Origin of the sequence: Streptomyces sp. NPDC059989, from assembly GCF_042736975.1 — a bacterium.
Taxonomy (GTDB): domain Bacteria; phylum Actinomycetota; class Actinomycetes; order Streptomycetales; family Streptomycetaceae; genus Streptomyces.
Genome location: NZ_JBHWUO010000042.1, coordinates 22,742 through 43,729 on the forward strand (window position 1 = coordinate 22,742; position 20,988 = coordinate 43,729).

Annotated in this window: 16 protein-coding genes; 11 read left to right on the forward strand and 5 right to left on the reverse strand. The window is 73.0% G+C overall.

Going from position 1 to position 20,988, the window contains the following annotated elements; all coding sequences use genetic code 11:
* Positions 1-60: 60 nt before the first annotated feature.
* The 3 genes from ACFWBN_RS29585 (at position 61) to ACFWBN_RS29595 (ending at position 3,844) form a co-directional block, all read left to right on the forward strand.
* Positions 61-1,845, forward strand: a complete 1,785-nt coding sequence (locus tag ACFWBN_RS29585; RefSeq protein ID WP_385181356.1) for a beta-galactosidase family protein — start codon at positions 61-63, stop codon at positions 1,843-1,845.
* Between the two features lie 83 nt (positions 1,846-1,928).
* The gene (locus tag ACFWBN_RS29590) at positions 1,929-2,879 is read left to right on the forward strand and encodes an aldo/keto reductase (protein WP_385181359.1); all 951 of its coding nucleotides are present in this window, start codon (positions 1,929-1,931) and stop codon (positions 2,877-2,879) included.
* On the forward strand, positions 2,876-3,844 hold the full coding sequence (locus ACFWBN_RS29595; RefSeq protein ID WP_385181362.1) for a D-2-hydroxyacid dehydrogenase family protein: 969 nt from the start codon (positions 2,876-2,878) through the stop codon (positions 3,842-3,844). The genes ACFWBN_RS29590 and ACFWBN_RS29595 overlap by 4 nt, the downstream gene beginning before the upstream one ends.
* Before the next feature lie 52 nt (positions 3,845-3,896).
* On the opposite strand, the gene ACFWBN_RS29600 is transcribed toward ACFWBN_RS29595, so the two are convergent.
* Positions 3,897-4,769, reverse strand: a complete 873-nt coding sequence (locus tag ACFWBN_RS29600; RefSeq protein ID WP_385181365.1) for an ABC transporter permease — start codon at positions 4,767-4,769, stop codon at positions 3,897-3,899.
* Positions 4,766-7,483, reverse strand: a complete 2,718-nt coding sequence (locus ACFWBN_RS29605) for an alpha/beta fold hydrolase (RefSeq protein ID WP_385181368.1) — start codon at positions 7,481-7,483, stop codon at positions 4,766-4,768. The genes ACFWBN_RS29600 and ACFWBN_RS29605 overlap by 4 nt, the downstream gene beginning before the upstream one ends.
* A gap of 153 nt (positions 7,484-7,636) precedes the next feature.
* On the opposite strand from ACFWBN_RS29605, the gene ACFWBN_RS29610 reads away from it, so the two are divergent.
* Genes ACFWBN_RS29610 through ACFWBN_RS29630 form a run of 5 tightly spaced genes read left to right on the forward strand, consistent with a single transcriptional unit; the run spans position 7,637 to position 11,751 of the window.
* Positions 7,637-9,196, forward strand: coding sequence for an ATP-dependent DNA ligase (locus tag ACFWBN_RS29610; RefSeq protein ID WP_385181371.1), 1,560 nt, complete (start codon positions 7,637-7,639; stop codon positions 9,194-9,196).
* 57 nt (positions 9,197-9,253) lie between these two features.
* Positions 9,254-9,898 (forward strand): helix-turn-helix domain-containing protein, encoded by a 645-nt coding sequence (locus ACFWBN_RS29615; protein ID WP_385181374.1) that lies wholly within the window; start codon positions 9,254-9,256, stop codon positions 9,896-9,898.
* Positions 9,899-9,914: 16 nt separating this feature from the next.
* The gene (locus ACFWBN_RS29620; RefSeq protein WP_385181377.1) at positions 9,915-10,136 is read left to right on the forward strand and encodes a DUF6126 family protein; all 222 of its coding nucleotides are present in this window, start codon (positions 9,915-9,917) and stop codon (positions 10,134-10,136) included.
* Between the two features lie 56 nt (positions 10,137-10,192).
* Positions 10,193-11,275, forward strand: coding sequence for a dihydrodipicolinate reductase (locus tag ACFWBN_RS29625; protein ID WP_385181380.1), 1,083 nt, complete (start codon positions 10,193-10,195; stop codon positions 11,273-11,275).
* Positions 11,272-11,751, forward strand: coding sequence for a carboxymuconolactone decarboxylase family protein (locus ACFWBN_RS29630; protein WP_385181383.1), 480 nt, complete (start codon positions 11,272-11,274; stop codon positions 11,749-11,751). The genes ACFWBN_RS29625 and ACFWBN_RS29630 overlap by 4 nt, the downstream gene beginning before the upstream one ends.
* Positions 11,752-11,829: 78 nt before the next feature.
* Here the strand turns inward: ACFWBN_RS29630 and ACFWBN_RS29635 are convergent, their stop codons facing one another.
* From ACFWBN_RS29635 to ACFWBN_RS29645, 3 genes are all read right to left on the reverse strand, one after another.
* Positions 11,830-13,479 carry a GMC oxidoreductase gene (locus ACFWBN_RS29635; RefSeq protein WP_385181386.1) on the reverse strand — a complete coding sequence of 550 codons (1,650 nt, stop codon included), beginning with the start codon at positions 13,477-13,479 and terminating at the stop codon, positions 11,830-11,832.
* Between the two features lie 91 nt (positions 13,480-13,570).
* A complete protein-coding gene (locus ACFWBN_RS29640) occupies positions 13,571-14,206 on the reverse strand; it encodes a DUF6629 family protein (RefSeq protein ID WP_385181388.1) in 636 nt (211 codons plus the stop codon).
* Between the two features lie 9 nt (positions 14,207-14,215).
* A complete protein-coding gene (locus tag ACFWBN_RS29645; RefSeq protein WP_385181391.1) occupies positions 14,216-15,724 on the reverse strand; it encodes an MFS transporter in 1,509 nt (502 codons plus the stop codon).
* A gap of 255 nt (positions 15,725-15,979) precedes the next feature.
* Here ACFWBN_RS29645 and ACFWBN_RS29650 point away from each other — a divergent pair, with 255 nt between their 5' ends.
* The 3 genes from ACFWBN_RS29650 (at position 15,980) to ACFWBN_RS29660 (ending at position 20,945) form a co-directional block, all read left to right on the forward strand.
* Entirely contained in the window at positions 15,980-19,540 is a 3,561-nt protein-coding gene (locus ACFWBN_RS29650; RefSeq protein ID WP_385181394.1) for a S8 family serine peptidase, read from the forward strand.
* Positions 19,541-19,639: 99 nt separating this feature from the next.
* Complete coding sequence (locus ACFWBN_RS29655; RefSeq protein WP_385181396.1) at positions 19,640-20,383, forward strand: hypothetical protein; 744 nt, start codon at positions 19,640-19,642, stop codon at positions 20,381-20,383.
* Positions 20,384-20,429: 46 nt separating this feature from the next.
* On the forward strand, positions 20,430-20,945 hold the full coding sequence (locus ACFWBN_RS29660; RefSeq protein WP_385181399.1) for a protein phosphatase: 516 nt from the start codon (positions 20,430-20,432) through the stop codon (positions 20,943-20,945).
* Positions 20,946-20,988: the final 43 nt, after the last annotated feature.

Genomic DNA, 20,988 nt, shown 5'->3' on the forward strand with positions numbered 1-20,988 from the left:
CATATATTCGGCGGCGTCCGGCACTTCACGGCAGCTCGACCTCGCTCTCGGGAGTCACGCATGCTCACGCACGACCAGGACGGCTTCCGGCGCGCAGATCGCCCCCATCGGATCGTCTCCGGAGCGCTGCACTACTTCCGGGTGCATCCGGACCTGTGGGAGGACCGCCTCTCCCGGTTGCGTGCGATGGGCGTGAACACGGTGGACACGTACGTGCCGTGGAACTTCCACGAGACCGCTCCTGGGAAGGCCGACTTCACGGGGTGGCGGGATCTGAGCCGGTTCCTGCGGCTGGCGCAGGGCCTGGGGCTGGACGCGATCGTGCGTCCGGGTCCGTACATATGCGCGGAGTGGGACTTCGGCGGTCTGCCGGCGCGGCTGCTGGCCGACGGCGCCATGCGGCTGCGCTGCTCCGACCCCCGGTTCCTGACCGAGGTGGACGACTGGTTCGATCAGGTCGTACCGGAGTTGCTGCCCCTGCTGGCTCGCGCGGGCGGGCCGGTGGTCGCCGTACAGATCGAGAACGAGTACGGCTCGTACGGCAACGACCAGGCCTACCTGCGCCACATCGAACAGGGCTTGGTACGGCGCGGCGTGGACTGCCTGCTGTTCACGGCGGACGGTGCCGAGGACGCCATGCAGCAGGGCGGGAGGGTGCCGGGCCGGCTTGCCACGGCCACCTTCGGCGCACGTCCCACCGAGCGCCTCGAGGTGCTGCGCCGCTACCAGCCGACCGGCCCGCTGATGGCCATGGAGTTCTGGATCGGCTGGTTCGACCACTGGGGCGAGGACCACCACGTCCGGGCCGTCGAGGAAGTGGCCGGCTCGCTCGACGAACTCCTGGCCACCGGTGCGTCCGTGAGCCTCTACATGGCGCACGGCGGCACCAACTTCGGCTTCTGGGCGGGCGCGAACCACACCGGATCCCGCCCCGAAGAGCCCGGATACGAGCCCACGGCAACCAGCTACGACTACGACGCCCCGATCGGCGAGGCGGGCGAACTCACCCCCAAGTTCCACGCGTTCCGCGAGGTCATCGGCAAGTACGTGCCGCTCCCGGACGGTCCGCTGCCCGAGCCGCTGCCGCGCATCACCCCCGCCCTCGCCACCCCCGCGGGCAAGGCCCCGCTGCTGTCCGGCCTCGACGTCCTGGGCGGCGAGCCGGTACTGCGTCCCGCGCCCGAGTCCATGGAGCAGCTGGGCCAGAGCCACGGGCTGATCCACTACCGGACCACCCTCACCGGCCCCCGCCCCTCCATGCCCGTCCGGATCGACGGCCTCGGCGACCGCGCGTACGTCTTCGCCGACGGAGTGCCGCTCGGAGTGCTGGACCGCAACGCCCCCGACGAGGGCCTGGACCTGGCCGTCGGGGAAGCGGGCGTGGTCCTGGACCTCCTGGTCCGCGCACAGGGCCGGGTGAACTACGGACCGCTCATCGACGACCGCAAGGGCATCCGGCGCGGCGTGCGCCACGGCCACCAGCACCTGTTCGGCTGGGAGATCCGCCCGCTGCCGCTCACCGACCCGACCGGCCTGCGCTGGACGGCCGGAGCGCCCACGGTGCCCGGCCCCGCCTTCCACCGCTTCACCGCGCCCGTACCCGAGGCCGCCGACGGCTTCCTGGACCTGTCCGCCTGGGGCACCGGCCTGGTCTGGCTCAACGGCTTCCTCCTCGGCCACTACGACACCCCGCGCGGCCCCCAGCGCACCCTCTACGCCCCCGCACCCCTGTGGCACCCCGGCGACAACGAGATCATCGTCCTCGAACTGGAGCGCCCCGGCACCGAACTGCCGCTGCGCGACCGGCCCGACCTCGGCCGTCCCACGGTCGTCACCCTCCAGTGAGACGGGTGCCGCCGCCGGGCGGGGGAGCCTAGACTGACCGCTTGGTCGATCTTGTACCGGACGAGTGCGGAGGAACGAAACGCATGCGCTATCTCCCCCTGGGCAGTTCAGGTCTGCAGGTCTCCGCCGTCGGGCTCGGCTGCAACAACTTCGGCGGCCGCCTCGACGCCCAGGCCACCCGCGCCGTCGTCGACGCCGCACTCGACGCGGGCATCACCCTCCTCGACACCGCCGACATCTACGGCGGCCTCGGCGGCTCAGAGAGCCACCTCGGCGAGGCCCTCAAGGGCCGCCGCGACCAGGTCGTCCTCGCCACCAAGTTCGGCTACGACGGCATGGACATGAAGTACGGCCCCGCCGCCGGCGCCCGCGGCGGCCGCGCCTACATCCGCCGGGCCGTCGAGGAGTCCCTGCGCCGCCTCGGCACCGACCACATCGACCTCTACCAGCTGCACAGCCCCGACCCGGCCACCCCGATCGCCGAGACCCTGGCCGCGCTCACCGAGCTCGTCGCCGAGGGCAAGGTCCGCTACATCGGCCACTCCAACCTCACGGGCTGGCAGCTCGCCGAAGCCGCCCACACCGCCCGCGAAACCGGCGCGGCACCCTTCGTATCCGCACAGAACCAGTGGTCGCTGCTGGAGCGGTCGGCCGAACGCGAGCTCGTCCCCGCGGCCCTGCACTACGGCGTCGGCGTGCTCCCGTACTTCCCGCTCGCCAACGGCCTCCTCACCGGCAAGATCCGCCGGGGCGCGCCCGTCCCGGCCGGCTCCCGCCTCGAAGGCCGCGACGCCTACCTCACCGAGCAGCGGCTCGACATCGTCGAAGCCCTCGCCGCCCTCGCCGAGAAGCACGGCCGCAGCGTCCTCGAACTCGCCATCGGCTGGCTCTCCGCCCAGCCCGGCTGCGCCTCCGTCATCGCCGGAGCCACCTCCGCCGAGCAGGTACGCGCCAACGCGGCCGTCGCCGACCGCCCGCTGGAGGCCGAGCTGCTCGCCGAGATCGACGCCGTGGCCCCGGGCGCCCCGGCGTGACGGGTCGGCTGCGCTGCGCGGTCCTCGACGACTACCAGGAGGCCGCGACCACGCTCGCCGACTGGTCCCCGGTCGCGGACCGGGTGGAGGTGGTCACCTACACCGACCACCTCTCCCACGAGGACCGGCTCGCGGCGCGCCTGGCCGACTTCGACATCGTCGTGACCCTGCGCGAGCGGCTGGCGTTCCCGGCCTCCCTGCTCGACCGGCTGCCCCGCCTCAAGCTGCTCGTCGCCAGCGGAATGCGCAATTCGGTGATCGACTACGCCGCCGCCGCGCGCAACGGGGTCACCGTCTGTGGCACCGCCAGCTCCTCCACCCCACCCGTCGAGCTGACGTGGGCCCTGCTGCTGGGCCTGGCCCGCGGCATCGTCCCCGAGAACAACGCCCTGCGCGCGTACGGCCCCTGGCAGAGCACCATCGGCGCCGACCTGCACGGCCGTCGCCTCGGCCTGCTCGGCCTCGGCAAGATCGGCAGCCGCGTCGCCCGGGTCGGGCTCGCCTTCGGCATGGACGTGGTGGCCTGGAGCCGCAACCTCACCGAGGAGCGGGCCGCGGAGGTGGGCGTGGCTCTCGCCGGGTCCAAGGAGGAACTGCTGGCGGGCAGCGACTTCGTCTCCGTCCACCTGGCCCTTGGCGAGCGCACCCGCGGCCTGATCGGCGCCGCCGAGCTGGGCCTGATGCGTCCGACCGCCTACCTGGTCAACACCTCCCGGGCGGCCATCGTAGACCAGGAGGCGCTCCTCGAAGCCCTCCACGCGGGCCGGATCGCCGGCGCGGGGATCGACGTGTTCGACATCGAGCCGCTGCCCGCCGAGCACCCGATGCGCACCGCTCCGCGGCTGCTCGCCACCCCGCACCTCGGCTACGTGACACGGTCCAACTACGCCACGTACTACGGCGAAGCCGTCGAGGACATCCGAGCGTTCCTCGACGGCTCACCCGTCCGCGTACTGGGCCGCTGACACCACCCCCTGGGGTCCCTCCCGCGCAAGCCCGTCCGTCCGTCCGTTCCTCTCAGGACGTGATGTCCTTGCGGGAGAACCCCCGGAAGGCGAGGGCGAACAGCACCAGCGCGTACGACACCGACACCGCCGCCCCCTTCACCATCCCGGCCCACTCCAACTGCGGCTGGAGCGCGTCCGCCCACGCGAACTGCCAGTGCGCCGGCAGGAACTCGCGCCACGACCCGAGCGCCGTCACCGCGTCCAGCACATTGCCGACGATCGTCAGCCCGACCGCACCGCCCACCGCGCCCAGCGGCGCGTCCGTCCGCGTGGACAGCCAGAACGCCAGCCCCGCCGTCACCAGCTGCGACACGAAGATGAAGGCGACCACCAGCGCGAGCCGCGGCACGGTGTCCGCGGCCGCCAGCGAACCTCCCGTCGGGAGCTTCAGCGGCCCCCACCCGTACGCCGCCGTGCCCGCCGCCAGCGCCACCACCGGCAGCAGCACCATCGCCGCCAGGCTGAAGCCGAGCGCCACCACCAGCTTGCTCCACAGCAGCCGCGCCCGCGGCACCGGAGAGGCCAGCAGATAGCGCAGCGAGGACCAGCTCGCCTCCGAGGCCACCGTGTCCCCGCAGAACAGCGCGACCGGCACCACCAGCAGGAAGCCGGCCGAGACGAACAGGCACGTCGCCGCGAAGTTCGCCGCCGAGGCGGTGGCCGTGTCGATCAGGGTGATCCGGCCGTCCCCGCCGTTCCGGCTGCCCGGCCCGCCGCCCACCGCGAACGCGATGATCAGGATGAACGGCAGCGCGGCCAGCACCCCGCCCATCACCAGCGTCCGCCGCCGGCGCCACTGCCGCAGCGCCTCCACGCGCAGCGGCAGCGTACGGCTCGCCCGGTAGCCGGGGGCCACCTCCCGCGGGACCTCTACCGTGCTCATGCGGAACCTCCGATCAGGGTGAGGAACGCGTCCTCCAGCCGACGGTGCGGCCCCACTCCGCTCACCGGCACCTCCAGCCGTACGAGTTCGGCGATCAGCCCGGCGGCCGTCGCACCTTCGAGCCGTACGAGCAGCCCGTCGGCCGCGGCCGTCACGGAGCCCACTCCCTCCAGCGCGGCCACCTTCTCGACGACCACCTCGTCCACCGGCCCGGCCAGCGTCACCAGCAGGGCGTCCCCGCCGCCCGTGATCTCGGCGACCTCGCCCGCCTGCACCAGCCGGCCGCGGTCCATGACCACCAGGTGCGTGCAGGACTGCTCCACCTCCGACAGCAGGTGGCTGGAGACGATGACCGTCCGCCCGCCCGCCGCGTAGCGGATCATCACGTCCCGCATCTCGCGGATCTGCGGCGGGTCCAGACCGTTCGTCGGCTCGTCGAGGATCAGCAGGTCCGGCATCCCGAGCATGGCCTGCGCGATCGCGAGCCGCTGGCGCATGCCCTGCGAGTACGTGCGCACCGCGCGCTCCAGCGCGTCGCCGAGCCCGGCGATCTCCAGGGCCTCCTCCATGTGCGAGTCCTCGGCCGGGCGGCCGGTGGCCTGCCAGTACAGCTCCAGGTTGGCCCGACCCGTCAGGTGCGGCAGGAATCCCGCGCCCTCCACGAACGCCCCGACCCGCGACAGCACCGGAGCCCCGGCCCGCACCGCGTGCCCGAACACCCGGATCTCCCCGGCGTCCGGCGAGATCAGCCCCATCAGCATCCGCAGGGTGGTGGTCTTCCCGGCGCCGTTGGGCCCGAGCAGCCCCAGCACCTGCCCCTTCTCCACCCGGAACGACAGGTCCCGTACGGCGTACCGGTCCTGCGCCTTCGCGTACTTCTTCGTCAGTCCGGTGATTTCCAGCGGTACGTCGGCCAGTGCGGCCTCGGGCTGCGCTACGCCGGCCCGCGCCCCCGCAGCCCCCCGACCGGTCCGCCGGATCCCGAGCAGCGCCGCGGCCAGCGCCGCCGCGCCCAGCGGCAGCCCCCACGTCCAGGCGGGCAGCCCGGCCGCCGCGGTCCGCACCTCCGTGGCGACGGGCACGGCCAGCGGGCCCTGAGCCGACACCGTGTAGGTGGCGGGCGCGGCGGGCGTGGCGTAGCCGAGGTCGGTGGCGGCGACCACCAGCCGCAGCCGGTGTCCGGCCTCGACGGCGTGGTCGATCGCGGGCAGCCGCAGCGCGACGTTCGTGCCCTGCTGCGCGTTCTCCACCCGCACCGGGGCGACCAGCTGACTGGGCAGCACCTGCTGGCGGCCGTCGGGCCCGACGTCGTACACCTTGCCGAACAGCACGGCCGAACCGTCCGCGGCCGTCGACCTCACGTTCAGGGTTACGGTCGGGGTCCCGGTGATCCGTACCTCCTTCGCCAGCGGCTCCGACTCGAACCGGGCGTTCTGCCCGGGGAAGTCCAGCGAGAGCCCGGCTCCGAAGGCGGCGAGCTGTCCGCCGATGCCGGGCAGCGAGGACAGCGCAGGCGGGGCGCCGCCCGCCGGATTGGCGAAGCTCTGCTCGCGCCCGGTCAGGGCGAACTCCTGCGGGCCGGACGTCAGCCCAGGGTACCGCTCGCCGCTCGCGCCGCGCAGCTGGACCTGTCCGTCGGTGGAGTCGATCCCGCCGGAGCGCGATACGCGGAACGCCGGGCCGGTGTCGGCGCCCTCGTCCCCCTTGAGGTAGCGGTCGAACCAGGCCGTCACCCGGGCCTCGACCCGGCCGGCCTCGCGCATGCCGCCGTCGTGACCGCCGGCCGCCCAGTCCACGGAGACGGGCGCGCCGTTCGCCGCGATGGCCTTGGCCATGGCGTCGGCCTGGTCCAGCGGGAAGAGGGAGTCGTCCTGGCCCTGCACGATGAGGGCCGGCACCTTGATCTTGGCGCCGACGGCGGAGGGGCTGCGCTGCTCCAGCAGCGCCCGGGCATCGGGGTCGGGCTTCCCGGCCACCGCGACCCGCTCGTACATGGCGCAGAGCTCCGGCTGGAACCGTCCGCAGCCGGGCGCGGCGAGCGGATCGGGCGCCTGCGGGCCCTGCTGCGCCGGCTGCATCCCGCCGGAGGAGCCGGTGGTGAAGAAGATGCCGGACCACAGCTTCTTGAAGACGCCGTTGGGGAAGAGGGAGTCCGCGAGGTTCCAGTAGGTGATCTGCGGAGCGATCGCGTCCACGCGGCGGTCGTACCCGGCGGCGAGCAGCGAGACCGCACCGCCGTAGGAGGCGCCGGAGACGCCGACGCGCGGATCGCCGTCCCCGTCGAGCTGCACTTCGGGGCGGGTCGCGAGCCAGTCGATGAGCCGGGAGACGTCCTTGACCTCGTGTTCGGGATCGTTCAGGCCGATCCGGCCGCCGGAGCGGCCGAAGCCGCGCGCCGACCAGGTCAGGACGGCGTACCCGTCGCGGGCCAGCTGTTCGGCCTGCTCGCGCACGTCGTCCTTGCTGCCGCCGAAACCGTGCCCGAGGAGCACGGCGGGACGTTTCTTCCCGCCGCCGTCCCCACCTCCGGCGGTGAAGTACGAGGTGTCGATGGCGGCATCGGGCATGTCCAGTACGGCGTCCTGGCGGTGCACGGCCGGCGCGTCGCCGGCGGCGGCCGAGGCCGTCCACGTACCGGCTCCCGCGACGACGGCGAGCGCGGCGGCGCCGGCGAGCAGGCGGTTCCGGCGTCCCCCGGGCAGTCGGAGCTTCATACGGGAACCCTAAACGCCAGGTGCCCCGGTGCCCGAGCGCCCACAGGGGGATGTCCCCCACTTCCCGAGGAGTACTCCGCCCGCTGTCGAGTACCGCGCCTGCGGTATGCGGGCCGTGGTGCGGCGCGCCCCGCCCGGCGGGAGGATGGCCGCATGCTGCTGGCCGAGCTCGCGCGCGTGTCCCGGGAGGTCGCCGACACCTCCGCCCGGTCCCGCAAGACCGCCCTGCTCGCGGAGGTCTTCGCCGCCGCGCCCCCGGAGGAGGCCGCCCTGGTGATCTCCTACCTCGCCGGGCGCCTCCCGCAGGGCCGCCCCGGCATCGGCTGGCGGCTGCTCGCGCACGAGGTCGAACCGGCGGCCGAGCCCACCCTGACCGTGCGCGCTGTGGACGAGGCGGTGACCGAACTCGCAGCCGCCTCGGGTACGGGGTCGCAAGCACTTCGGCGCCGCATCCTCGACGGCCTGCTGGGCGCGGCCACCGCCGACGAACAGGCCTTCCTGCGCAGCCTGCTGTCCGGCGAGGTGCGCCAGGGCGCGCTGGACGCGGTGGCCCTGGAGGGGGTGGCCGCGGCCGCCGGGGTACCGGCCGCCGATCTGCGCCGCGCCGTGATGCTGGACGGCTCGCTGCCCCGGGTCGCGGCGGCCGTGCTGGCCCGCGGAGCGCCGGCACTGGACGGATTCACCCTCCGCGTGGGGCAGCCCGTACAGCCCATGCTGGCCGGCACCGCCGCATCGGTCGCCGGGGCCCTGGCCGCGCTCGGGCCCTGCGCGGTGGAGGAGAAGCTCGACGGGATCCGGGTCCAGGTCCACCGGGACGGGGACGACGTACGGGTGTACACGCGCTCCCTCGACGAGATCACCGCACGCCTGCCGGAGGTGGCCGAGCTGGCCCGGTCGCTGCCGGGGGAGCGGTTCATCCTCGACGGAGAGGTCATCGGCCGCTCGGCGGACGGCCGCCCCGTCCCCTTCCAGGAGATCGCGAGCAGGGTCGGCTCCCGGGTCGACGTCGAGGCCGCCCGGCGCACCCTGCCGGTCGTCCCCTTCTTCTTCGACGTCCTGGCCGCCGCCGACGAGGTGCTCCTCGACCGCCCCGTCCGCGAGCGGTACGAGGCCCTCGCCGCCCTCGTCCCCGAGCACGCCCGGGTCCGCCGGCTCGTGGTCGAGGACCCGCGGGCGCAGGCCGCCGAGGCCGAGGAGTTCTGGGCCGAGACCCTGCGCCGCGGGCACGAGGGCGTCATGGTCAAGGGACTGGACTCGGCCTACGCGGCCGGGCGGCGCGGCCGGCACTGGCTCAAGGTGAAGCCGGTGCGCACCCTGGACCTGGTGATCCTCGCCGCCGAATGGGGCCACGGGCGGCGCACCGGACTGCTGTCGAACCTGCACCTGGGGGCGCGGGCCGCCGACGGCACGTACGCCATGCTCGGCAAGACCTTCAAGGGGCTCACGGACGAGATGCTGCGCTGGCAGACCGGGGCGCTGCGCGCGCTCGCGGTCTCGGACGACGGGTTCACCGTCCGGGTACGGCCCGAGCTGGTGGTGGAGATCGCCTATGACGGCCTGCAGCGCTCCCCGCGCTACCCGGCCGGGGTCGCACTGCGTTTCGCGCGGGTGCTCAGGCACCGCCCGGACAAGAACGCCGGGCAGGCGGACACGGTGGGGACGGTACTGGGGGAAGGGGAGGGCGGGGCCGACGCTGACGCCGACGGCAGGTGATTTGCCTCAGAGGCAAGACGGATTGCCAGGCAGGCAAGATTCTGGCTCAATCGGGGCATGACACCCGGTCCTGCCCGCGGCCCCGACGACGAGGCCGTCCCCGCTCCCGACGACCTGCCCGCCGTGGCCCCGCAGCTGCGCGACCTGCGCCGCCGCGCCGGGCTCACCCTGGAGGCCGCCGCCGCACGGGCCCGGCTCTCGCCCGCCCACCTGTCCCGCCTGGAGACCGGTCGGCGCCAGCCCTCGCTGCCGCTGCTGCTCGCGCTCGCCCGCACCTACGGCACGACCGTCTCCGAGCTGCTCGGCGAGACCCCCGCGGTCGCCGATCCCATCGTACGGGCCGGCGGACCGGGTGCCCGCGAGGCCGACGGGTGGACGTACTGGCAGGCGGGCGGTTCCGGGCGCGGGATGCAGGCGCTGCGCGTGCACGTCCCTCAGGGTCGCGGCGAGGGCGAGCTGGTCCGGGTCCATCCGGGCGAGGAATGGCTGTACGTCCTGGGCGGGCGGCTGCGGCTGCACCTGGGGGAGACCGAGTACCTGCTGGAGCCGGGGGACAGCGCGCACTTCGACTCGCTCACCCCGCACCGGATCACGGCCGCCACCGCCGGCGGAACCGACCTGCTGTTCGTCCACACCCTGCTCCAGAGCAGCCTCGCCGGGCTGTGCCTGGGCGGCGGCGCCACCACCACGCACCACCGATAGGCGAGGAGCCGTAGCCATGTCCCAGACCGAGCACCAGACCGAGTCGCAGTCGGAGCACCATGCCGATGCGCAGCCCGAACCTCAGACCGAGCCGCAGGCCGAAGCCAAGACCGAGTCCAAGATGGAGTCCAAGTTCCCGCGCGGTCTGGTGATCCGGCTGATCGCCTACTTGTTCGTCGGTCACCTCTTCGCCTTCTTCGTCTACCTCCTCTTCGTCCTGGGCGCCCGGAACCAGTAGCCGAGGAGGCCCGGCAGACTCTGGAAACATGCAGGTCCTGTCGCTACCCTCCGCGCATGATTTCCACGGTTGTCTGGGGTACCGGCAACGTCGGCCGTTTGGCCATCCGCGCCGTCGAGGCCCATCCCGCGCTGAAACTCTCAGCGGTCATCGTCCACAATCCAGCCAAGGTCGGCCGCGACGCGGGTGAACTCGGCGAACTCGACCGCCCCTTGGGCGTCGACGCCACCGACGACATCGAGGCCGTGCTGGCCGCCCGTCCCCAGGCCGTGGTGTACGCCGCCTCGGGAGACGTCCGGCCCGACGACGCCCTCGCCGACATCACCCGGGCCATCCGGGCCGGCGCGGTGGTCGTCAGCCCCGCGCTCTACCCGCTCTACGACCACCGCAGCGCACCACCGGAGTTCCGCGATCCGGTGCTGGCCGCGATAGCGGAGGGCGGCGGCTCGCTCTTCGCCTCCGGCGTCGACCCCGGCTGGGGCAACGACGTACTCCCGATCCTGCTCAGCGGACTCGGCACCACCATCGACGCCATCCGCTGCCAGGAGATCTTCGACTACTCCACCTACGACCAGCCGGACTCCGTCCGCTACCTCGTCGGCATGGGCCAGCCCATGGAGTACGAGCCGATGATGCTCATGCCCGCGATCCCGACCATGGTGTGGGGCGGCCAGATACGCATGATGGCCCGTGCCCTCGGGGTCGAACTCGACGAGATACGCGAGACGGTGGACCGGCGCGCGCTCGACACCACGGTGACCACCCGGACGATGGGCGAGTTCGAGGCCGGCACCCAGGGGGCGATCCGCTTCGAGGTGCAGGGCATCGTCGAGGGCGAGCCCCGCATCGTCATCGAGCACGTCACCCGCATCCACGCCTCGTGCGCGCCGGACTGGCCCACCCCGCCCGACGGCGGTGACGGCGCCCACCGGGTCGTCATCGAGGGCCGCCCGCGCATCGAGGTCACCATCGAAGCCACCGACGAGGGCGAGAACCGCTCGGCCGGCGGCAACGCCACCGCCGTCGGCCGCCTGGTGAGCGCCATCGACTGGCTCACCGAGGCGGAACCCGGACTGTACGACGCCCTCGACATCCCCTTGCGCCCCGCCATCGGCAGACTCGGAAGGAAACAGCCATGAGGATCGACGTTCCGGAAGGGCAGCACCCGATCGAGTACGTCTGGGGCGACATGGTCCCCGGGATCGGGATGGCCGCCGCGAACTTCTCCCTGTCCGTGTACGCCCACACCACCCTGGGCCTGCGGGAGTTCGAGGCCGCCCGGCTGCGCGTCGCGCAGATCAACGGGTGCGTCTTCTGCCTGGACTGGCGCACCGACCGGGACGGGGAGAAGGTCGAGGAGGAGTTCCCCGACGCGGTCACCGAGTGGCGCACCACGGACCGCTTCGACGAGCGCACGCGGCTGGCGGCGGAGTACGCCGAGCGGTACACCCTCGACCACCACGGCCTCGACGACGAGTTCTGGGAGCGGATGACCGCGCACTACAGCCAGTTGGAGATCGTGGAGCTGACGATGAGCATCGGGTCCTGGCTGGCCTTCGGCCGGCTCAACCACGTGCTGGGCCTGGACAGCGTCTGCGTGCTGCCGGGGCACTGAGCGGCGCGGAACGCGCATGGATAGGGGGCCGTTCGGTGACATCCGAACGGCCCCGGCCGCTGGGGGGAGGACGCGGCCCTACCGGAGGTCGGTGGCGATGATCTTCTCGATGTTGCGCTCGGCGAGGGCCGTGATGGTGACGAACGGGTTGACGCTGGTGTTGCCGGGGATCAGCGCGCCGTCGATCACGTACAGGCCGGTGTAGCCGTGGAGGCGCCCGTAGTTGTCGGTGGCCTTGTTCAGGACCGCACCGCCGAGCGGGTGGTAGGTGAGGGTGTCGTTCCAGATCTTGTTCCCACCGAACAGGTCGGTCCGGTAGATCGTGCCCTCCTTGGAGTTGATCTTGTCGAAGATGGTCTTGGCCATGGTGATGGAGGACTGCTTCCACGCCGTCTGCCAGTTCAGCTCGGCGGCTCCCGTCGCGGCGTTCCAGGTGAACTCGCCCCGGTTCGGGTTCTTCGTGATCGACAGGTAGAAGGAGGCGTACGTCTCGATGCCCGTGGGGAGCGGTGCGACCTCGGCGAACGCGCCGCCCGCGTCCCAGTTGTCGATGCCGGAGCAGGGGATGGTCGACTGGAGCTTTCCGGTCGGGTCCCACAGGTGGTTGGCGCGTCCGCACATGACGTTGCCGTTCTCGCCCCAGCCCTTGCCGACCTCGTTGTTGAGGTTCGGCAGCGCACCGGTGGCTTTCAGCTTGACCAGGAGCTTGCTGGTGCCGACACTGCCGGCCGCGAAGAACACCCGGTCCGCGGTCACGGTCTTGGTGGCCACGGTGTCGCCGGTGGTGTTGATCTGGTCGATGGTGACCGTGTAGCCGCCGCCCGCCGCCGGGGTGACCGAAGTGACCTTGTGGAGCGGCGAGATGGTGACCTTGCCCGTGGCCTTGGCCTCGGCGAGGTAGGTCTTGACCAGCGACTTCTTGCCGTGGTTGTTGCCGTAGAGGATCTCGCCGTCCAGCGCCGACTTGGTGGCGGTGCCGGCGGCCTCCCGCTTCATGTAGTCCCAGTCGTACACGTCGGGGACGAAGGTCCACGCGAAGCCGGACCGCTGCGCGTGCTTGCGGCCGACCCGGGAGAACTGGTAGCAGTCGGCGGTGTCGAACCAGGCCGGGTCGATCATGCCGACCCCGAGCCCGGCGTTGGCCCGGGGGTAGTAGGTCGAGTACATCTCCTCGGCGTCCACCGACGGGAGGACGGCGCTGAAGTTGGCGCGCTTGGGCGTGACCGCCATGCCGCCGTTGACCAGCGACCCGCCGCCGACGCCGCGGCCCTGGTAGACCGTGATCCCGGCGAAGTCCTCGGCGTCCAGGATCCCCGTGTACTTGGGGACGTCCTTGTCGATGGGGAAGCCGAGGAAGTTGCTCAGCGGCGCCTTGGTCCGGGTGCGCAGCCAGAACGAACGGTAGTCCGGGCTGGTCACCTTCGGGAAGATCTTGCCGTCCGAGCCCGGGGTGTCCCAGGACATGCCCATCTCGATCATCTGTACGTCGACGCCCGCCTGGGCGAGGCGCAGGGCCGCGACGGAGCCGCCGTAGCCGGTGCCGATGACCAGGGCCGGCACGTGGGCGCCGTTGTCGATGGGAGCGGGAGTGGCGGCTGACTGCGCATGGGCGGCCGGGGACATGTGGCCCGCGAGGGTCACCGCCCCGAGAATGGAACTTGTTCTACCGATGAATCCGCGACGTGAAATCCCTTTGGAACCTTTTCCGGGCAGGGCAGTGTCACTCATGTGACGTTCCTCACTCTCGGCCGAATGGGAACGAGTTCTACTGCCGCTCTCGTGTGAAGTCACTACATACGTATAGGTAACTTTCGGTCGATCACGTAACAGGGGAACCGGGTTGCGGGCGCCGGACCCAGCCCAGGACCAGCACGGAGGCGACCGCCGCGAACGCGCACCAGGTGGAGGCGAATTCCAGCCGCCACAGCGCTGAGCAGGCCAATGCCCCGGCGGCCAGCACCGCGCCGAGCAGCCGGAGCCACCGGTCCCCGGCGAGCAGGAGGGAGCCGAGCGTGGCGGACAGGTAGCCCGTCAGGACCAGGGGCATCCACGGAACATTCACGCCGTAGCCGAGGGTGTGGCCCCGGATCTCGGCGGTCACCGGCCGGGTCGCGAGGCAGTACGCGAGCACGGCGGCGGTGGCGAGCCCGACGGCCGCCGGCCCCCACAGGCGCCACCGGACCTCCGGCGCGGAGGCGAGGAGCACCCCGAACGGCACCCAGACGGGCAGGACCGGCAGGGCGATCACGGCCCAGGCCGTCGCGGCGGGGGAGCAGCCGCCGCCCGAGTTCCAGACGGCGGCCTCCACCAGCTGATGGGCGCCCAGGAGCAGCGGCAGCGCGGCGACGGGCAGTCGCTCGAGCCGTCGCGCGCGCACCACCGCCGCCACGCAGACGAGCCCGACGGCGGTGATGGCCGTGCCCGCCGTCAGATCGGCCGTCGCGCTCCAGCACATGCCGCCCCGCTACCCCGCGGTCGGCTTGTCCGCAGGTCCGGCCTCCCGCTGCGGTTCGAGGGGCGGGGCCGTCACCCCGCAGTGCGTCTGGCACTGCGGATGGCAGGCCCCGGGCGCGGGGGAGCGTACGGTCGCCCAGGCCACGGCGGCGCCGGCCACGAGCGCCCCCGCACACCAGGGCATGGCCCGCCCGAAGGCGGCGTCGAACTCGGCCGCCGAGCGGTACGCCTCCGGTCCCATGCCGGCCAGCAGCGGCAGCGCCGCCACTGCGAGGAGCCCGGCCACGCGGGCGGCCGCGTTGTTGATGCCGCTGGCCAGCCCGGCCCGGCCCGGGTCCACCGAGGCCAGCACGGTCGCCGTCAGCGGAGCCACCACCGTCACCAGGCCCAGGCCCGTCACGACCATCGCCGGCAGCACGTCCCTTACGTACGAGGCCCCGGGCCCCACCCGCAGCATCAGCAGCATCCCGGCCGCGCACAGCAGCGGCCCCACGGTCAGCGGGATCCGCGGCCCGATCCGCTCCCCGAGCTCCCCCGACCGGGCCGACAGCAGCAGCATCAGCGCGGTGGTCGGCAGCATGGCCGCGCCGGCGGCCAGCGCCGAGTACCCGGACACCACCTGGAGCTGGAGCACGACGAGGAAGAAGAAGCCGCCGAGGGCCGCGTACACGAACAGGGTGACCACATTGACCGCGGTGAACAGCCGGGACGAGAACATGGACGGCGGCATCATCGGATCGGCCCGACGCCGCTCGACCTGGACGAACGCGCCGGCCAGCAGCACGCCGGCCACCGCCGCGATGATCACCGGCGCATCGGCGGCCCGCGCCTCGATCAGCGCGTACGTCAGCAGCGCCAGCGCCGCCGCGCCCAGCACGGCCCCGGCGATGTCGAACCGCCCGTGCGCCTGCGGGTCCCGCGATTCCGGTACGTGGCGCAGTGCCACCGGGACGCACAGCGCGGCCAGCGGCACGTTCAGCAGGAACACCCAGCGCCAGCCGGGCCCGTCCACCAGCCAGCCGCCGAGGAACGGCCCCACGGCCGCCCCCACCCCGCCCAGCCCCGACCACAGGCCGACCGCCCGGCCCCGGTCCTCGGCGCGGATCGAGCCCTGGATCAGCGCGAGGGAGCCGGGCGTCAGGAGTGCGCCGCCGATGCCCTGGAGGGCGCGGGCGGCGATCAGGATCCCGGCGTTCGGCGCGATCCCGCACAGCAGTGAGCCCACCGCGAACCACACCACGCCCAGCACGAAGATCCGGCGCCGCCCGAAGCGGTCGCCGAGCGCCCCGCCGACCAGGATCAGCCCGGCCAGCGTCAGCAGATAGGCGTTGACCGTCCACTGGAGCACGGCCAGATCGGCGTCGAGATCCTGCCCGATGCGGGGGAGGGCGACATTGACCACCGTCGAGTCCAGCAGGGCCATGCTCGACCCGAGGACGGTGGTCAGCAGGATCCACCGGCCCTGCGCGGACGCGAGCGGGACCGCGGGAGTGACGGGGGGTTCGGCGGGCGCGGTCATGACTTCAGGCTGGCGCGCGTGGCCGGGAAGGGCCACCGGGCGCGCCGTCGGGCTGCCGGGGGACGGCTGCGGCGGCCGCGGGTGCCGGGCCTTGTGCGGCCCGCGCGACCCGCATGGCGCGTGCGGCGCGTGCGGCCATGCGGCTCAATTGTGCCTCTTGTAATGAGCATGACCTCTCGCTCACCATGACCCGCGCACGTCACGCGCACACCCTTCCCGCACAACCCGCACACACGGCGTACGAGGAGACCACACGTGGCCCAACGCAACAGGCGTTCCTTACGCGCGGCGCTAGCCGCCCTCACCTCGGTCCTGCTCCTCCCGGTCGGCGCGGGCGTCGCCGCGGCCGCACCGGACCCCCGCCCCGCCCCGAGCGCGGCCGAGCGCAAGATCGAGCCCAAGCTCCGCACCCAGCTCGGCGAGTCGCCCAAGGCCGCCTTCTGGGTCTACCTCGACAGCGCCGCCGACCTCACCGCCGCGGGCAGGCAGCAGATCCGCGCCGCCAAGGCCGAGACCGTGCTCCGGGCCAAGAAGGACCACGCCGCGCGCACCCAGGCCGATGTGATCAAGGCCCTGGAAGGCGCCAAGGCCGAGTACACCTCGTACTGGATCGTGAACGCCGTCCGCGTCGTCGGCAGCGAGAAGCTCGCCGGCACCCTCGCCCAGCGCCCCGAGGTCTCCCGGATCGACGCCGACGACAAGGTCGACCTCCCCAAACCCGCCGAGGGCACCCGGGAGAAGGCGGCCGCCGACGCCGTCGAGTGGAACATCGACCGCATCAAGGCCCCCCAGGTCTGGGAACAGGCCGGCGTGCGCGGCGAGGGCATCGTCGTCGCCAACATCGACAGCGGCGTGGACTACACGCACCCGGCGGTCAACAACCAATACCGCGGCAAGGGCGCGGACGGGTCCTACGACCACAACTACAACTGGTTCGATCCGGCCGGAGTGTGCTCCACGGCGGCCCCCTGCGACAACAACGACCACGGCACCCACACCATGGGCACGATGGTCGGCGACGACGGCGGCGCCAACAAGATCGGTGTCGCGCCCGGCGCCAAGTGGATCGCCGCCAAGGGCTGCGAGACCAACTCCTGCTCCGAGGCCTCCCTGCTCGCCTCCGGCCAGTGGATCGTCGCCCCGACCGACCTGAACGGCCAGAACCCGCGGCCCGACCTCGCCCCGCACGTCGTCAACAACTCCTGGGGCAGCGCCGCGCACGACGACTGGTACCAGCAGATCGTCGATGCCTGGCGGGCCGCCGGCATCTTCCCGGCCTTCTCCAACGGCAACTCCGGCCCGAGCTGCGCCACCAGCGGCTCGCCCGGCGACTACGCGAGCTCCTACAGCTCCGGCGCCTTCGACATCAACAACGCCATCGCCCCCTTCTCCTCGCGCGGCGCGGGCCCCGGCGGCATCGTCAAGCCGAACATCGCCGCCCCGGGCGTGAACGTGCGCTCCTCCGTCCCCGGCGGCGCGTACGAGGCCTTCTCCGGCACCTCCATGGCCTCCCCGCACACCGCGGCCACCGTGGCCCTGCTCTGGTCCGCCGCGCCCGCCCTCGAAGGCGACATCGCGCAGACCGAGGCCCTGCTGGACGGCACCGCGCAGGACACCGACAGCAGCCAGTGCGGTGGCACCACCGCCGACAACAACGTCTTCGGCGAGGGCCGGCTCGACGCGCTCGCCACGGTGAACGGCGCCCCGCGCGGCGCCATCGGCGCGCTCGCCGGGACCGTCCGCTCCGGCGGCGCACCCGTCGCCGGCGTCAAGGTCACCGCCGACGGCCCGATCGACCGTACGACGACCACCGCGGCCGACGGCACCTACCGCTTCGCCTCCCTCTCGGTGGGCGACTACGCCCTGACCGCGGCCAAGTTCGGCTACGGACCGCAGACCGCCACCGCCACGGTGACCGAGAACGCCACCGCCACCGGCGACTTCAGCCTCACCCAGGCCGCCTCCGGCAAGCTCACCGGTACGGTCTCCTCGGCCGCCGGGCCCGCCGCGGGCGCCTCCGTCACCATCGCGGACACCCCCGTGACCGCGACCACCGACGCGCAGGGCCGCTTCGAGGTCACCCTGCCGCACGGCACCTACGACGTGAACGCCACCCACCCCTCCCGCTGCGTCACCGGCGGCACGGCCAAGGCCACCGTCGCCGGGGACACCACGGTCGCGGTGAGCCTGCCCGAGCGCACCGACGGCTACGGCTACGCCTGCGCCACCGCCGGCGACCGCCCGTACCAGCCCGGCAGCCGCCAGCTCGCGCTGACCGGCGACAACACCACCGAGCGCGTCGACCTGCCCTTCCCGCTGCCGCTGTACGGCAAGACGTACGCCCAGGCGTGGATCGGGACCAACGGCACCGTCAGCTTCGGCGGCAACAACACCGGTGACATCAACGCCGACATCCCGAGCACGGCCACGCCCAACGCGGCCCTCTACCCCTTCTGGGACGACCTGGTCGTCGGCGCGGCGGGCACCGGCTCCGGCGTGTTCACCGCTGTCACCGGCGCCGCCCCGCACCGCCAGTACGTGATCGAGTGGCGCGAGGTGGCCCACTGGTCGGCGCAGGCCGAGAAGTTCTCCTTCTCGGCGGCGGTCGGCGAGGACGGCACCGTCTCGTACTCCTACAAGGGGACGGGCGGCACCGGGATCAAGGGCGGCTCCACGGCCACCGTCGGCGTGGAGAACGCCACCGGCACCGACGCCTTCAAGTACTCCTTCAACACCCCGGTCATCACCGACGGACTGTCCATCGCCTTCCGCACCACCAAGAGCGGTGTGGTGGCGGGCCGCGTGCTCGACGCGAACGACGGCAACGGCATCGCGGGTGCCACGGTGAGCGTCGGCACGGGCGACTCGGTGGTCTCGGCGACCACGGCGGCGGACGGCGGGTACGTCGTCCAGAGCCCGTCCGGCCGGACGTCCATCTCCCTCCTGGCGGCGAACTACGAGGGCGTCACCGCGGCGCTGGAGGTCAAGGCCGCCGATGTGACGCCCGTGACGCAGTCGCTGCGGACCGGCAAGGTGACCGCGTCCGCGCCGGCCGTGGAGGTCGTCCTCCCGCCCGGCCAGAAGCGGACCCGGACCCTGGAGCTGACCAACTCCGGCAAGGACACGGCGTTCACCGTGTCCGAGGACGCCGCCTGGCTGACGGCCACCCCGGCGACCGGGAACCTCCCGACCGGGGCCAAGGCGCCGGTCGCCCTCGCCGTCGACACGGCGGGCCTGGCCCCGGGCACGGTCCTGACCGCCGATCTCAAGATCACCTCGGTGAGCGGCCGGACCCCGGTCCTCAGCGTCCCCGTGAAGATCGTCGTTCCGCGCTACCAGGTCGCCCTCGACGCGGGCTCCACCTCCGCGAGCACGGACTCCCTGGGCGACGGCTGGTCCCCGGACCGCAAGTACACGGCGGGCTCGTACGGCTACCAGGGCAACGCCACCGCACAGTCCACCGGCCGCACCATCGCCGGCACGGACGACCAGAAGCTGTTCCGGAGCGCCCGTGAGGGCATGTACGAGTACCGCTTCGACAACGTGCCGAACGGGACCTACACGGTGGAGCTGGGCTTCGCGGAGCTCTCCTCCACCAAGCCGAACAAGCGCGTCTTCGACGTCCTGGCCGAGGGCACGCAGGTCCTGCCCTCCCTGGACATCTCCCTGGAGGCGGGCACGTACACGGCCCTGACCCGCACGTACACGGTCACGGTGACGGACGGGGTGCTCAACATCCGCTTCGTCACGCACGCCGGATTCGGCAAGCCGCAGCTGAACACCCTGCGGGTGACCGACCGCCCCGACCGCCCGTAGCCCGGGCACCGCGTCCCCCGGCGCATTCGGGTGGCCGGAGCGGCGACTCCGACCCGATGCGCCGGGGGACCGGTGTGCGGCTGATTAACGTGGGGAACCATGACGCTCCTGAGCGACCAGGCCGATGACATCCGGGCCCTCGTGGGGTCCGCCGACCCCGGAGCGGTCTGGGCCGTCGGCGGACCCGACGGTGTCCAGGCGCAATCCGACGGCGCGGCGGCCGCCGGGGACGCACTCTTCGACGTCGGCGGACTCGCCGCCGTCCTCGCCGTGTGGCCCGTCGTCGGAGCCCTGGCCGACGAGGGCACGCTAGGCCTGCACACCCCGCTCGCGGCCTACGGGGACGTCGCCGCGACGGGTGCCCCCGGCACCGCCACCGTCCACCACCTGCTCACCCGTGCCGACGGGGCCGCCGCGCTCGCCCGCCTCGCCGAGCACCTCTCCGGCAGCCCCCTCGCCGAGCTCGCCGCCACCCGCGTCTGGCACCCCCTGGGCATGACCCGCACCCACTACGCCGACGGCGTCCTCCACGCGCCCCTCGCCGACCTCGTGCGCTTCCTGAGCCACCTCCTCGCCCCGCCGGAAACCGGAGTCGGCATCACCCGCGCCTGGACCGCCCAGTCCCTCCGCATCCGCACCGGCGAACTCACCCCGCCCCGCGGCCTGCTCTGGCACCCCGCCCCCCACGGCGCCTGGTCCCACCACGCCCCGACCCCCGCCGGCCCGGCCCTCTGGATCTCCCCCCGCCACCACCGCTGGGCCCTCCTCCTGCCCACCACCCCGCACCCCCACCTCCGCACGGCCTTCCGCGACCGGGCCTTTCCCCCGACCGGCCCCCGCTGAGGGGTCGTCACGTGCCATCCTGAGGGCCGCATCCCGGAGGTGGCGCATGGCCAAGACCCGTCGGCGGGACCGCGAGGTACCCGGCCCGCCCACCCCGTGGGACGAGGTCGCGCCCGGTCTCTGGATGGGCGGGCACTACTGGACCGACCCCGCCGGGGAACTGCGGCCCGTGATCGTGGCCGACGAGTTCGACGTCGTCATCAGCCTCTTCACCCGGACCGGCCACGGCCCCGGCCCGCGCGCCGAGCACGTGGTGGGGGAGGTGCCCGACGCGGCCCTGAACGCCGGCCAGCTGCACACGGTGCAGCGGCTGGCCCGGACCGCGAGGCTGGCCCTCGAAGCGGGTCTCACCACGCTCGTACGCTGCCACTCGGGCTACAACCGCTCCGGGCTCGTCGTCGCCCAGTGCCTGATCGACCGCGGGATGGCGCCGGCCGAGGCCATCGCGCTCGTGCGCCGCCGAAGGTCCCCGTGGGCCCTGCACAACGAGACCTTCACCTCCTACCTCACCGCCGGCCTGGACGTCGCGGCCCTCCTCGTCGGGCTGGACCCCCGGCCGTAGTGCTCGGGGCGCGCGGCATGCGCGGGGGACGTACGGTGATCCC

What these genes read in the sequence shown, in the direction of transcription:
- ACFWBN_RS29605 (WP_385181368.1), bottom strand. Translation starts at nt 7,483, where the DNA reads ATGAAGCTCCGACTGCCCGGGGGACGCCGGAACCGCCTGCTCGCCGGC.
- ACFWBN_RS29640 (WP_385181388.1), bottom strand. Translation starts at nt 14,206, where the DNA reads ATGTGCTGGAGCGCGACGGCCGATCTGACGGCGGGCACGGCCATCACC.
- ACFWBN_RS29600 (WP_385181365.1), bottom strand. Translation starts at nt 4,769, where the DNA reads ATGAGCACGGTAGAGGTCCCGCGGGAGGTGGCCCCCGGCTACCGGGCG.
- ACFWBN_RS29635 (WP_385181386.1), bottom strand. Translation starts at nt 13,479, where the DNA reads ATGAGTGACACTGCCCTGCCCGGAAAAGGTTCCAAAGGGATTTCACGT.
- ACFWBN_RS29645 (WP_385181391.1), bottom strand. Translation starts at nt 15,724, where the DNA reads ATGACCGCGCCCGCCGAACCCCCCGTCACTCCCGCGGTCCCGCTCGCG.
- ACFWBN_RS29625 (WP_385181380.1), top strand. Translation starts at nt 10,193, where the DNA reads ATGATTTCCACGGTTGTCTGGGGTACCGGCAACGTCGGCCGTTTGGCC.
- ACFWBN_RS29660 (WP_385181399.1), top strand. Translation starts at nt 20,430, where the DNA reads ATGGCCAAGACCCGTCGGCGGGACCGCGAGGTACCCGGCCCGCCCACC.
- ACFWBN_RS29620 (WP_385181377.1), top strand. Translation starts at nt 9,915, where the DNA reads ATGTCCCAGACCGAGCACCAGACCGAGTCGCAGTCGGAGCACCATGCC.
- ACFWBN_RS29655 (WP_385181396.1), top strand. Translation starts at nt 19,640, where the DNA reads ATGACGCTCCTGAGCGACCAGGCCGATGACATCCGGGCCCTCGTGGGG.
- ACFWBN_RS29615 (WP_385181374.1), top strand. Translation starts at nt 9,254, where the DNA reads ATGACACCCGGTCCTGCCCGCGGCCCCGACGACGAGGCCGTCCCCGCT.
- ACFWBN_RS29630 (WP_385181383.1), top strand. Translation starts at nt 11,272, where the DNA reads ATGAGGATCGACGTTCCGGAAGGGCAGCACCCGATCGAGTACGTCTGG.
- ACFWBN_RS29590 (WP_385181359.1), top strand. Translation starts at nt 1,929, where the DNA reads ATGCGCTATCTCCCCCTGGGCAGTTCAGGTCTGCAGGTCTCCGCCGTC.
- ACFWBN_RS29585 (WP_385181356.1), top strand. Translation starts at nt 61, where the DNA reads ATGCTCACGCACGACCAGGACGGCTTCCGGCGCGCAGATCGCCCCCAT.
- ACFWBN_RS29610 (WP_385181371.1), top strand. Translation starts at nt 7,637, where the DNA reads ATGCTGCTGGCCGAGCTCGCGCGCGTGTCCCGGGAGGTCGCCGACACC.